Origin of the sequence: Mesorhizobium sp. M0045 (assembly GCF_040323385.1) — a bacterium.
Lineage (GTDB): Bacteria > Pseudomonadota > Alphaproteobacteria > Rhizobiales > Rhizobiaceae > Mesorhizobium.
Map to the genome: position 1 here is coordinate 287,262 of NZ_JAMYUY010000005.1, position 11,644 is coordinate 298,905.

The window sequence follows — 11,644 nt, forward strand, 5'->3', positions numbered from 1 at the left end:
CAGGAAGGCCTCGTCTCAGAGGCCGTTGTCCTTCAGTATCTGGGCGGCATTTTCCTTGGTGATCTTCTGCGTCGGCAGGGTGATGGTCTTTTCCACCTTCTCCCCGTTCAGGAACTTGATCGCCTGCCGCAGCCCTTCGGCGCCCGGCGTCACATAAGTGAACGTCGCCGTCAGTTCGCCATTGGCGACCAGCTGCACGCCTTCATTGGGCAGGCCGTCGATGCCGATGAACTTGATGTCCTTCTCACGTCCGACGTCCTTGGCGGCAAGATAGGCACCATAGGCCATCGGATCATTATGGCCGTAGACAAGATCGATCTTCTCGTTGTTGCGCAACGCGGTCGCCATGATGTTGTAGGCCTGGTCCTGCTTCCAGTCGCCCGACTGCTGGTCGAGCAGATATTTTATGCCCGGCTCCTTGTCGGTGAATTCATGGAAGCCGTCATGGCGATCGTGTGCCGGCTGGGTGCCCATGCCGCCCCAGATCTCGACGACGTTGCCGGCGGCCTTGCCCTTGCCCCCAAGCAGCTCGACGGCATATTCACCGGCAGCCCGGCCGATCAGCTTGTTGTCGCCACCGACGAACTGCGTGTAGTCATTGGTTTCGACGTTGCGGTCGAGCACGAAGACCGGGATCTTCGCATCGATCGCCTGCTGCACGACACCGGTCAGACCGGCGGATTCTTTCGGCGATACCAAGAGCGCATCGACCTCCTGACGGATCAGGTTCTCGACGTCGGCCACCTGCTTCTCGGTCTTGTCCTCGCCGTCGGTGATGATCAGTTCGACTTCCGGATGCTTGGCCGCTTCGGCCAGGATGTCCTTGTTGAACTGAGCCCGCCAGGGTTCGATGGTCGTCACCTGCGAGAAGCCGATCTTCCACTTCTTGTCCTGCGCATGGGCGCCGCCGGCAAGCATGGCGGTCGTGGTCAGGAGTGCCGCTGTCAGCCCGGCGAGCTTCAACAATTCACGTCGTTTCATTTCTTGTTTCCTCCAATATTCAGAGACGCGGTCTCTTGCGACGGCCGCTTTGCCGCGGCCGTTTCCTTGTGCGCTTGCCCACCGGGCAGCCGCAGATAGAAGAGAAGATCACCGGCATTGCGCTCCTGTACGAGCACGGTACCGATGATGATCATCCCCTTCAGCACCAGCTGAAGGTTCGAATTGATGTTGTGCAGCTGCAGGATGTTGGAGAGCAGCCCGAAGATCAGCACGCCGCAGAACGTCCCGGTGAGGCTGCCGCGTCCGCCCATCAGGCTGGTGCCGCCGATGACCACGGCGGCAATCGCGTCGAGCTCCAGGCCGGCGCCGGCGTCCGGCTTGCCTTGCCGGTACTGCGCGACATAGAGCACCGCCGCGATGCCGGCCAGCAGCCCTGACACGGCATAGGTGGCGATCTTCACGCGGCCTGCGGCGATGCCCGACAGCCGCGCCGCCTCCTCATTGCCGCCGATTGCATAGACATAGCGGCCGAACGGGGTGAAGCGCAGCACGGCGCCGTAGATCAGGATGGCGCCGAGGAAGAACAGGCCCGGCATCGGGATCACGCCGAATACCAGCGAGCGCAGCATTTCGAAATCGGCCGTGGCGTTCGAGCCGGTATAGACCGGCAGCACCGCATTGTTCTGGCCGGCTGTCAGCCGGGCGATGCCGAGCGCAGTAACCATCATCGCCAGCGTCACGATGAAGGGCTGCAGCCGCCCCGCGACGATGATGAAGCCGTTGAGCGCGCCGAACAGCAGGCCGACGCAAGGCGCCACCAGCAGCACGCCGAGCACGCCGAATTTTGAGCCTACCTGCGGCAGCAGGAACCACAGCACCAGACTGCACAGGATCACCCCGACAATGCCGGGCGTCACCAGCCCGCGAACGCTGTCCAGCCTGATGTCGTGCGTCGCCTGCGCGCCGGCACGGGATTTTTCGACGTTCAGCAGGATGAAACGAGTGACGAGAATGCCGAGGCAAAGGGCTGCCACGGCAACTGTCGGCACCCCAAGCACCACCGCCGGCGTCACGCCGGGGACCGTCAGCAGCATGGCACAGACCACCGTACAGATCGCCATCAGCGAGCCGACGGAAAGGTCGATACCGCCGGTAATGATCACGGCCGTCATGCCGGTGGCAATCAGGCCCGTGGTCGACACCTGGCGCAGCACGTCGAGCAGGTTGCCGTAGGACAGGAAAATGTTGTTGCCCTTGGAGCTGATCGGCGAGCCGAGCACGCCGATCAGGAAGATGGCGATCAGGCCCCAATAGAGCTTCGTCCGGGACAGGATATGCAAAATGCTCATGCGGCAGGCCTCGTCATCGTCCGTCGCGGCGCCGCAAGCCGCATGATGGCCTCCTCGCTGGCTTGCGCGCGGGACAGGATTCCCGTCTGGCGGCCGTCGGCCATGACCAGGATACGGTCGGAAAGATGCAGCAGCTCCGGCAATTCCGAGCTGATGACCGCGATCGCCAGCCCGTCTCGCGCCAGCTTGACGATGAGATCGTAGATTTCCCGCTTGGCGCCGACATCGATGCCGCGCGTCGGCTCGTCGAGCAGCAGCACCCGCGGCCTCGTCGCCAGCCATTTGCCAATGACGACCTTCTGCTGGTTGCCACCGGACAGCGTGCCGGCCGGCTGCTCGACGGTCTCGCAGCGAATGCCGAGCGCCTTGACGGCGTCCCGTGCCAGCCCTTGCTCACCAGCCAGCGAGCGCAGGCCGAACCGCGCCAGCGCACCGACCAGCGGCAGCGCGACATTGTCGGTGATCGAGGCCTCGAGATGCAGGCCTTGCGTCTTGCGGTCTTCCGTGACCAGGGCGATGCCGAGCCGGCGCGCATCGCGCGGCGAACGGATTTCTACCACCTCGCCATCGAGCCTGATCTCACCGCCGGCACGTCCGCCGCTGGACCCGAAGATGGTTTCCAGGATTTCGGTCCGGCCCGAGCCCAGCAGCCCGCCGATACCCAGGATTTCACCTGCGGCAAGATCGAAACTGACGCCGTCGAGCACGGTGCGCCAGCCATGGCGATTGGGCTTCGACAGCGACAGCTCGCTTACGGAAAGGACGGTGTTGACGCCGGGGATGCGGTGCTCCTGGGAGGAAGCAAGCAGGTTTCGCCCGACCATCGCCGAAATTATGGCGTCTTCGTCGAGCTGGTCCATCGCCCGCGTCAGGACGTGGCGTCCATCGCGGAACACGGTGACCCGGCTGGCCAGATGCATGACTTCGTCGATGCGGTGCGAAATGTAGACGATCGCCACGCCGCTGTCGGCGAGCTGGCGGATGATGCGGAACAGCCGCTGGCATTCGGCTGGCGAAAGCGCCGAGGTCGGCTCGTCCATGATCAGAATGCGTGCCGACATCGACAGCGCCTTGGCGATCTCGACCAGTTGCTGTTCGCCGACGCGCAAGGCACCGACGCGCGCATCCGGATCGAGCTCGATGCCGAGCCTTTGCAGCAGCGCGCCGGCAGCGCGGCTGCTCGCCTTGCGGTCGACGATCAGCCCGGCGATCAGCTTCTCGCGGCCGAGAAAGATATTGTCGGCGACGCTGAGTTCGGGGACGAGATTCAGCTCCTGGTGGATGATGGCGATGCCGGCGCGCTCGGCTTCGCGGACGCCGGCAAAGCGCACCGCATCGCCATCGATACTGACCGTTCCGTTATAGTCCGTATAGACGCCGGACAGGATCTTCATCAGCGTCGACTTGCCGGCGCCGTTCTCGCCCATCAGCGCATGGACCTCGCCGCGCCGCAGTTCGAAATCGACATCGACAAGCGCGGCGATGCCACCGAAGGACTTGGAGATGTGCTCGGCGCTCAGCACGATAGCCGAGCCGTCCGCCATAACGCCTTGCGCAGGGATGGAATTGCCGTGCTGCATGACAAGGACGGCCTCCCTCCGCCGTCACCGAACACCTCAAACGCTAATCTAAACGTTTCGATCATGTCAAGGCAATATCTGGAGTCCGAGATTGATCCATTTCAATTCTTGCACAAAATCGTAAGATTCCGTACGTATTGCTGCCGTGGAGTGGTGAAACGTTTCGAAAATGACAGTGTCAGGACGAAAAAAGCAGCGCAAGTTCACTGCTCCGACCATGCTTCACGTGGCCGAGGCCGCGCGTGTTTCCGTGGCCACCGTATCGGCGCTGATCAACGGCACCGCGACCGTCAGCCCCGAGCTCAGCCAGCGCATCGAACAGGCGATCCGCGACATCGGCTATAAGCGCAACGCCATCGCCCGCAGCCTGAAGATGGGCACCACACGCACCATCGGGCTCACCGTCCCCCACATCACCAACCCGTTCTTCACCGACGTGGTTTCGGTCATCCAGCAGGCTTTCGACAGGGCCGGCTACGCCGTCATGCTGTGCTGCACCGACGAGCACCTCAACACGCAGGACGACCAGATCAGACTGCTGCTCGACCGCATGGTCGACGGACTGATCGTCGCGCGTGTCGGCGACGGCGCGATCCTCAAACGGATTGTCGACGACGCCAACGTGCCGGTCGTGCTGCTCGACCGTGTTTGCCAGGGTGTCGATACCGATGCCGTCGTTCTCGACAATCAGCGCGCGGTGTTCGACGCCATCACCTACCTGATCGATCTCGGCCATCGGCGCATCGGCTACATCTCCGGCTCTTTCGATATCTCGCCGATGCACGACCGCATGGCGGGATACCGCGAGGCCCTCCAGGCCGCCGGCCTGCCGGCCGAGCCCGAGCTCGTCCGCTTCGGCAACTTCCATGAAGTCGACGGCTACAACGCCACCATGCAGCTGCTTTCGCTGCACGACCGGCCGAGCGCCATCTTTTCGGCCAACAACCCGATGGTGATCGGCACGATGAAGGCCATTCGCGATATCGGCCTGTCCTGTCCGGAGGATATTTCGGTCGCCTGCTTCGACGACTTTCCGTGGTCGGATGTGTTCCGGCCGCAATTGACCACGGTCGCACAGCCGGTGCAGGCGATTGGCGAACAGGCGGCCAATCTGCTGCTCGACCGGCTCGCCGGAAACAGGGATGCGCCGCCGCGCAAGCTGACGCTCAAGGGACGCCTGATGATCCGCAATTCATGCCGTCCGCTAGGTGCGACTGCGCAGAGCGTCAGCGCGTAGGGCTCTGTTCAGAAACTTTGCAATGCCGGACGGACCAGCGCTCCCTCTGTCCTGCCGACCCGGGCATTCGCAGCCACTACGGGCGTTCGTCGTTCGAAAACCGAGCAATTGAAGGACGCGGCGCCGATCGAGCCAAGTGCCCAACGATCAGCCAGCCGACAGTCAGGAAAATCTTGGCAATCGAAGCGTGTCGGATTAGGAATATGACGAGATGCGGCTGATCGTTCACACGGGCGCCGGCTTGAGTCATGCGCGTGAAATCGATCCTAATCGGGCTGGTTCTTGCTGGGATGACCGTATTCTTCGGCTGCACTACCGGCGGCGCATTAAAGACTTTCCCCTCGGCCTATGGCGGCCTCACCGACGCCGGTTTTCGCGTTCCGCCGGTTCCGATCTACAAGGTTGACCCAAAGTTCCATCGGCAGACAGTACCTTATGCGACTGAAGAGGCGCCGGGCACCATCATTGTCGATACAGGAGCGAAGTTCCTCTACTACGTGTTGGGAGACGGTCAGGCGCTGCGCTACGGAATCGGCGTTGGCAAGGCGGGCTTCGAGTGGCATGGCACCGCTCACGTTGCGAGGAAGCGCGAATGGCCGGATTGGAGCGCGCCGTCTGCGATGATCGTGCGCGAGCAGAAGCGAGGCCGCATCATACCGGCCCATATGGAGGGCGGACTCATGAACCCGCTCGGGGCGCGGGCGCTCTATCTTTTCAACGAGAAAGGTGACACTGGATATCGCCTGCACGGTAGCCCTGAATGGTGGTCCATCGGCAAAGCTGTGTCGGCGGGCTGCATTCGCCTCATGAACCAGGACATCATCGATCTCTATGACCGCGCCACAATCGGCACCAAGGTGATCGTCATTTAGTGGACGCCGCGTTTCCCGCAAACGGACGAGCATGAGGATCGAAAACCTCCGCGTAAAGCGCGCGAAATGTTCGCTGTGTCTTCGCACACCTGTTCGCGAGGTTCCCTGCCCAAGGCCGGCCTCGCCCGCAACTGTGGCAAGTGGCGAACCAACTCTCAGGCAGCTTCCGACAGCGATTTGTGAGCGTCGGCCAGGATCTCGAACGAGCGCACCCGCGCCGCATGGTCGAAAATCTGCGCTGTGACCATCAGCTCGTCCGCGCCGGTGCGGCGCACGAAGGCCTCGATGCCTTGCCTGACCGTTTCGGGAGAGCCGACGACGGCGCAGGAAAGCGCTTGGCCGAGCATGGTCTTGGCCATTGGATCGAGGTCGCGCTCATATCCTTCGACTGGCGGCGGCAATCGGCCGGGCCGGCCGGTGCGCAGATTGACGAAGGCCTGCTGCAGCGAGGTGAACAGCAGCCGCGCCTCGGCATCGGAAGGAGCGGCGAAGACATTGAGGCCGAGCATCACGTAGGGCCTGTCGAGCTGCTCCGAAGGCTGGAAACGCGAGCGGTAGATCTCCAGCGCATGGTCGAGCTCGGCCGGCGCAAAATGCGAAGCGAAGGCGTAGGGCAGGCCGAGCATGGCGGCAAGCTGCGCGCCGTAGAGGCTGGAACCGAGAATCCAGATCGGCACCTTTTCGCCCTCGCCGGGCACCGCGCGGATGCGTTGGCCGTCTTCGGCCGGCTGGAAGTAACCCATCAGCTCGACGACGTCCTGCGGGAAATTGTCGGCGCCAGCATCGAGGTTGCGGCGCAGCGCCCGTGCCGTGGCCATGTCGGTGCCGGGCGCCCGCCCGAGGCCGAGATCGATGCGACCGGGATGCAGAGCGTTGAGCGTGCCGAATTGCTCGGCGATGACCAGCGGCGAATGATTGGGCAGCATGATGCCGCCGGCGCCGACGCGTATCGTCTTGGTGCCGCCGGCCACATGGGCAATGACCACCGAGGTGGCGGCGCTGGCGATGCCCGGCATGTTGTGATGCTCAGCCAGCCAGTAGCGCTTATATCCCAGCCGCTCGGCATGGCGGGCGAGATCGAGCGAATTGGCGAGTGACTGCGAAGCGTTGCTGCCTTCGACGATCGGCGACAGGTCGAGAACGGAAAGAGCGGTCATCGGCGCGGGGTTTCCTGTGGGCCGAACGGATGTAGGAAGCCGTTGCCGAGGCGGCAAATTCAAAATGTTGATTGAGCACTGCAGGCACAACGGACGTGCCACCGATGCAAGGTCGTGATCCGCCCCAATCGGGGGACGTTTTTGACCTTAAGCCGCTACTTTTTCGCCTCGTGAATTTCTTCGTCCTCGATCACCGCCGTATGCTGCGCCGCGAGGAAATTGCCGACATGACTGAGGCCGTCGAAATGATCGCAGAACACCTTGATGACGACCAGCAGCGGCACCGCCAGCAAGGCGCCGACGAAACCCCACAGCCACGACCAGAAGGCGATGGCGATTAGGATCGCCACAGCGTTGATCTCGAGACGGCGGCCGACCACCGTCGGCGTCACGAACTGGCCTTCGACGACATCGCACATAAGGACGAAGGCCGGCGCCAGCAGCGCATAGGAAATCGTGTCGAAGCTGATCAGCGCGATGATCGTGACCAGCGTGATGGTGGTCAGCGCCCCGATATAAGGCAGGAAATTGAGCAGAGCCGCTGCCGCGCCCCAGACCTGCGCGTTGGGCACGCCGAGCGCCCAAAGGCCGAGCCCGATGACAATGCCGAGACATGTATTGATGACCGTGACGGTAAGCAGATAATGCGAGATTTCACGTTCGACGTCGTAGACGACGCGCAGCGCCCGCTTCTTTTCGCTGAGACTGGGGAAGGACTGGACGATCTTTTCATAGAACATCGTGCCCGAGGCGAGCAGGAACAGCGACAGGACGAAGACGATGGTAACGCTGACGCCAGCCGACAGCACATTGCCGGCCGCCTGCGAGAGAATACCGGATGGCGCCATCGCCACCCTCTGAACGCCCGGCTCCTGGGAAGTCTGTGTCAGGCCCTCGATCTGGCGCGAAATCTCCACGATCCGTTCGAACGGACGGCGCAATTGTGCCAGACGTTCGGTAAGCTGCTGGCCGATCGTGGAGGTGTTGTTGATGAGGTCGATGACCGGGCCGCTGAGCAGATATCCCGCGACGGCGACGAGGCAGAACGAAAGCAGCACCAGCAGTGTCGCCGAAATGACATCGGGCATGCCATGCTTGCGCAGGAAGCGAACGATCGGCGTCAGCGTCAGCGCCAGCAGGAAAGCCAGAATGACCGGCATGAAGAAGGCGCGGGCGAAGTAAAGCGCGTAGATCGCCATAAGGATGAAGATGCCGACGAGCAGCGAACGCATCAGATGCGCATCCGCCCGTGCCTCGACGCGCGGATCCGGGCTTTCGGCAGCGCTTGCGCCCGAAGCGGCGGGTTCGGCTTTCATTCTGACCCTCGGCGGCACACCGCGATTGGTGCAGACCGTTGGCGAAAACGCCTCTGTCGCTTCAAGGTTCCGTTAGCCGGCGTCACCGGCAAGGCCGCCTCGCGGCCTTGCCAAGGAATCAGGTGACTGGGAATCAGGCAACCGGTGCCGCCACGGCGGGAACGGCCCTCGCAGTTTCCCGGCGCACGATCGGCGCCACCTTGGTGCCGTAGAGTTCGATGGCCTTCATCACCTTGGCGTGCGGCATGGTGCCGATCGCCATTTGCAGCAGGAAGCGGTCGTTGCCGAATATCCTGTGCTGGGCAATGATCTTCTCGGCCACCTGTTCTGGATTGCCGACGAACAGCGCGCCGTTTGGGCCGCGCGGTTGGTCGAAATGCGCCCGCGATGTCGGCCCCCAGCCGCGCTCGCGGCCGATACGGTTCATCACCTCGGCCTGCGGCCCGTAAAAATCGTCGGCTGCCTGGTCCGTGCTGTCGGCGATGAAGCCGTGCACGTTGAGACTGGTGGCAAGGCTTGCCGGATCGTTGCCGGCGCGTCTGGCTGCATCCCTGTAGATGTCGAACAGCGGTGCGAACCGCGCCGGCTCCCCGCCGATGATCGCCAGCGCCAGCGGCAGCCCGAGCACGCCGGCGCGAGCGACGGATTGCGGTGTTCCACCGACGGCGATCCAGATCGGCAATTTGTCCTGCAAGGGCCGGGGATAGACGCCGCGATCATTGATCGGAGCGCGCAGACTGCCCGACCAGGTCACCCTGACATGATCGCGGATGGCGAGCAGCAGGTCGAGCTTCTCGGCAAAGAGCTCGTCATAATGTTCGAGATTGTAGCCGAACAGCGGAAACGACTCGATGAACGAGCCGCGCCCGGCCATGATCTCCGCCCGGCCGCCGGACAGAAGGTCGAGGGTGGCAAACTGCTGGAAGACGCGCACCGGATCGTCGGACGACAGCACGGTCACAGCGCTGGTCAGCCTTATGCGCCTGGTTCGTTCGGCCCCCGCCGCCAGTGCCACCGCCGGAGCGGAGGCAGCGTAGTCGGGACGGTGGTGCTCGCCGAGACCAAAGACGTCCACCCCGACCTGGTCGGCGAGCTCGATCTCCTCGATCAAATTGCGCAGCCGCTCGTGCGCACCGATCGCACAGGGACCCGGTTCCGGGCTTACGTCGGCGAAAGTGTAGAGACCGAGTTCCATAGTGTGTCATCCCAGCGTTTGTCCTGGCGCTGCAGGTAGCGATCAGTCCGCCGCCCCGCCAGATGCCTAGATGGTGAACAGTGCGGGTGCCTTTCAGCCGAATTCAATCGAAATGGCGTCTCCCGGCTGCAACAGATCAGAATTTCATGGCTGGCATACCGTTTTGGCGCTTGAACTCTCGGTTTTCACGCGTATGTAAGCCTCGCAAATTGACTTCAGGGAAGTGGACTTGGCTATCTATAGGGAAAAAGACGTTTTCGAGCGGCGCAATGCCGCGAACGAGGCAAAGAAGGCGCTTCTGGAGCGCTTCAAGGCAAAGCCGGCGGCAGATGATCCAGCGGTGCTGGCACGACAGGCCGAGCGCAAGGCGATCCTCGAGGCCCGCGCGATACGCGAGGCCGAAAAGGCCAGGCTGAAGCAGGAAAAGCTGGCGCGCGAAGCGGCCGAAAAGGCCGAGCGCGAGGCAGCCGCCGAAGCGGCACGCATCGCCGCCGAAGAGGCCGCACAGGCCGAAGCGAAGATCCGGGAAGCTGAAGAGAACGAGCGCATCGCCCGTTTTCTTGCCGACGAGGCCGAACGCAAGGCCAAGCGTGACGCACGCTATGCCGCGCGCAAGCAGCGCACCGGCAGGACGCCGCCCGGCTTCTCCGCGCGATAACGCCTCCGGCACTGATTCAAGCCATCGGAACGCTCCGTTTCGATGGCTTTCGGCCGATTTCTTGAATGCGTGAAATCTGTCTTCGCCGCATCGATAGGGGATGCGCGCGAGCTTAATGAACAATCATGCCGGCCGCGTTTGCGGCCGGTCGAAATAAGCCGAAACGGCCCTACTTGTCCTTCAGCTTCATCGCCTTCACCGGCGGTGCCTTCAGGGCCGGCGCCGGAGCGGGTTTCTTCGCGTCCTTCTTCGGCTTGCGGGCTTCCTTGCCTGCCTTCATCGCACCCTTAGCCATGATTCGTTCCTCCAGTTGATGTCTGGCGAAGTGAAACAAGAGAACGCGCTCGACTGCAAGAGGCCGCTGCCGTGCAGTCGCCCTGGCCGATGGCTGTCAACCGGTTTCTAATTCCCTCGTAAACCGCAGCGGTCCGTGCCAAGGTCTTCTTCGCACTGCAGCATCAGCCCTCGCGTTTCGCCGGCTGATGATCAGGCAGGCCGGTCAGGGACGACAATGCGGATCCACATCGGTTGCCAGATGAGCTTCGACTTCCCGCAGGAAACACCGCTGATCGCGATGCTAAATGTCCATTATTCGCGCGCATCCGATCTTGAGCGGCCGGACTTCCTGACGTCGAACCCGCCGGTGCCGATCGAGAGCTACCGCGACAGTTTCGGCAATTGGTGCAACCGTCTCGTTGCGCCGGCCGGGCGCTTTGCCTTCGGCACCGACGCGGTCATCCGCGACCCCGGCTCCTTCGAGACGCGCGAGCTGACGGCGTGGCAGCACGAGGTGCGCGATCTGCCGTCGGAGACGCTGCTGTTCCTGCTGCCCAGCCGTTATTGCGAGAGCGACGTGCTGTCGAATGAAGCGTGGCGGCTGTTCGGCAGCACCCCGCTCGGCATTCCGCGCGTCCAGGCGGTCTGCGACTTCGTCCATAACCACATCGTCTTCAACTATTTCAATGCACGGCCGACGCGCACCGCCGCCGAGGCCTATCGCGAGCAGAGTGGTGTGTGCCGCGACTTTGCTCACCTCGCTGTTGCCTTCTGCCGCGCCCTGAATATTCCAACCCGCTACTGCACCGGCTATATCAGTGACATCGGCCTGCCAAAGCCGTGGTCGGACATGGATTTCGCCGCCTGGATGGAGGTCTATCTCGGCGGCCGCTGGCACGCGTTCGACCCGCGCAACAACGCGCCGCGCATCGGCCGCATCCTGATTGCTTCCGGGCGCGATGCCGCTGATGTGCCGCTGACCCACATTTTCGGGCCGGGCGCGCTGGCTGGCTTCAAGGTCTGGACGGACGAGGTCGTCGAATAGCCCCGCGCCGCCCTTTT

The 11,644-nt window shown here is 63.0% G+C and carries 11 protein-coding genes; 4 read left to right on the plus strand and 7 right to left on the minus strand.

All coding sequences use genetic code 11. From position 1 onward, the window contains the following. Positions 1–15: 15 nt before the first annotated feature. From NKJ72_RS10880 to NKJ72_RS10890, 3 genes are read right to left on the minus strand one after another with little or no spacing between them, the layout of a single operon-like run. Entirely contained in the window at positions 16–981 is a 966-nt protein-coding gene (locus NKJ72_RS10880; protein ID WP_254815861.1) for a substrate-binding domain-containing protein, read from the minus strand. Next, on the minus strand, positions 978–2,291 hold the full coding sequence (locus NKJ72_RS10885) for an ABC transporter permease (RefSeq protein WP_352477019.1): 1,314 nt from the start codon (positions 2,289–2,291) through the stop codon (positions 978–980). Before NKJ72_RS10885 ends, NKJ72_RS10880 begins: the two co-directional genes overlap by 4 nt. Then, positions 2,288–3,871 (minus strand): sugar ABC transporter ATP-binding protein, encoded by a 1,584-nt coding sequence (locus NKJ72_RS10890; RefSeq protein WP_352477020.1) that lies wholly within the window; start codon positions 3,869–3,871, stop codon positions 2,288–2,290. The genes NKJ72_RS10885 and NKJ72_RS10890 overlap by 4 nt, the downstream gene beginning before the upstream one ends. Before the next feature lie 217 nt (positions 3,872–4,088). On the opposite strand from NKJ72_RS10890, the gene NKJ72_RS10895 reads away from it, so the two are divergent. Both NKJ72_RS10895 and NKJ72_RS10900 read left to right on the plus strand, forming a co-directional pair. Beyond that, on the plus strand, positions 4,089–5,108 hold the full coding sequence (locus NKJ72_RS10895) for a LacI family DNA-binding transcriptional regulator (RefSeq protein ID WP_254815864.1): 1,020 nt from the start codon (positions 4,089–4,091) through the stop codon (positions 5,106–5,108). Between the two features lie 248 nt (positions 5,109–5,356). Further along, positions 5,357–5,980, plus strand: coding sequence for a L,D-transpeptidase (locus NKJ72_RS10900; RefSeq protein WP_352477021.1), 624 nt, complete (start codon positions 5,357–5,359; stop codon positions 5,978–5,980). A 155-nt stretch (positions 5,981–6,135) separates the two neighbouring features. On the opposite strand, the gene NKJ72_RS10905 is transcribed toward NKJ72_RS10900, so the two are convergent. The 3 genes from NKJ72_RS10905 to NKJ72_RS10915 all read right to left on the minus strand — a co-directional run bounded on the left by NKJ72_RS10905 (position 6,136) and on the right by NKJ72_RS10915 (position 9,648). Then, complete coding sequence (locus tag NKJ72_RS10905; RefSeq protein WP_254815866.1) at positions 6,136–7,137, minus strand: LLM class flavin-dependent oxidoreductase; 1,002 nt, start codon at positions 7,135–7,137, stop codon at positions 6,136–6,138. 155 nt (positions 7,138–7,292) lie between these two features. Continuing rightward, complete coding sequence (locus tag NKJ72_RS10910; protein ID WP_352477022.1) at positions 7,293–8,453, minus strand: AI-2E family transporter; 1,161 nt, start codon at positions 8,451–8,453, stop codon at positions 7,293–7,295. A gap of 133 nt (positions 8,454–8,586) precedes the next feature. Then, positions 8,587–9,648 (minus strand): LLM class flavin-dependent oxidoreductase, encoded by a 1,062-nt coding sequence (locus NKJ72_RS10915; protein WP_352477023.1) that lies wholly within the window; start codon positions 9,646–9,648, stop codon positions 8,587–8,589. A 229-nt stretch (positions 9,649–9,877) separates the two neighbouring features. Here NKJ72_RS10915 and NKJ72_RS10920 point away from each other — a divergent pair, with 229 nt between their 5' ends. Continuing rightward, entirely contained in the window at positions 9,878–10,306 is a 429-nt protein-coding gene (locus tag NKJ72_RS10920) for a DUF6481 family protein (RefSeq protein WP_023718183.1), read from the plus strand. 169 nt (positions 10,307–10,475) lie between these two features. Here the strand turns inward: NKJ72_RS10920 and NKJ72_RS10925 are convergent, their stop codons facing one another. Next, positions 10,476–10,601: a hypothetical protein gene (locus NKJ72_RS10925; protein WP_013528464.1), complete on the minus strand. Its 126-nt coding sequence runs from the start codon at positions 10,599–10,601 to the stop codon at positions 10,476–10,478. Positions 10,602–10,817: 216 nt separating this feature from the next. On the opposite strand from NKJ72_RS10925, the gene NKJ72_RS10930 reads away from it, so the two are divergent. Continuing rightward, positions 10,818–11,627 (plus strand): transglutaminase-like domain-containing protein, encoded by an 810-nt coding sequence (locus NKJ72_RS10930; RefSeq protein WP_254815869.1) that lies wholly within the window; start codon positions 10,818–10,820, stop codon positions 11,625–11,627. Positions 11,628–11,644: the final 17 nt, after the last annotated feature.

Excerpts from the sequence above, each read along its gene's own strand:
- NKJ72_RS10925 (WP_013528464.1), bottom strand. The coding sequence starts at position 10,601 with ATGGCTAAGGGTGCGATGAAGGCAGGCAAGGAAGCCCGCAAGCCGAAG.
- NKJ72_RS10885 (WP_352477019.1), bottom strand. The coding sequence starts at position 2,291 with ATGAGCATTTTGCATATCCTGTCCCGGACGAAGCTCTATTGGGGCCTG.
- NKJ72_RS10880 (WP_254815861.1), bottom strand. The coding sequence starts at position 981 with ATGAAACGACGTGAATTGTTGAAGCTCGCCGGGCTGACAGCGGCACTC.
- NKJ72_RS10900 (WP_352477021.1), top strand. The coding sequence starts at position 5,357 with ATGCGCGTGAAATCGATCCTAATCGGGCTGGTTCTTGCTGGGATGACC.
- NKJ72_RS10930 (WP_254815869.1), top strand. The coding sequence starts at position 10,818 with ATGCGGATCCACATCGGTTGCCAGATGAGCTTCGACTTCCCGCAGGAA.
- NKJ72_RS10910 (WP_352477022.1), bottom strand. The coding sequence starts at position 8,453 with ATGAAAGCCGAACCCGCCGCTTCGGGCGCAAGCGCTGCCGAAAGCCCG.
- NKJ72_RS10915 (WP_352477023.1), bottom strand. The coding sequence starts at position 9,648 with ATGGAACTCGGTCTCTACACTTTCGCCGACGTAAGCCCGGAACCGGGT.
- NKJ72_RS10905 (WP_254815866.1), bottom strand. The coding sequence starts at position 7,137 with ATGACCGCTCTTTCCGTTCTCGACCTGTCGCCGATCGTCGAAGGCAGC.
- NKJ72_RS10895 (WP_254815864.1), top strand. The coding sequence starts at position 4,089 with ATGCTTCACGTGGCCGAGGCCGCGCGTGTTTCCGTGGCCACCGTATCG.
- NKJ72_RS10890 (WP_352477020.1), bottom strand. The coding sequence starts at position 3,871 with ATGCAGCACGGCAATTCCATCCCTGCGCAAGGCGTTATGGCGGACGGC.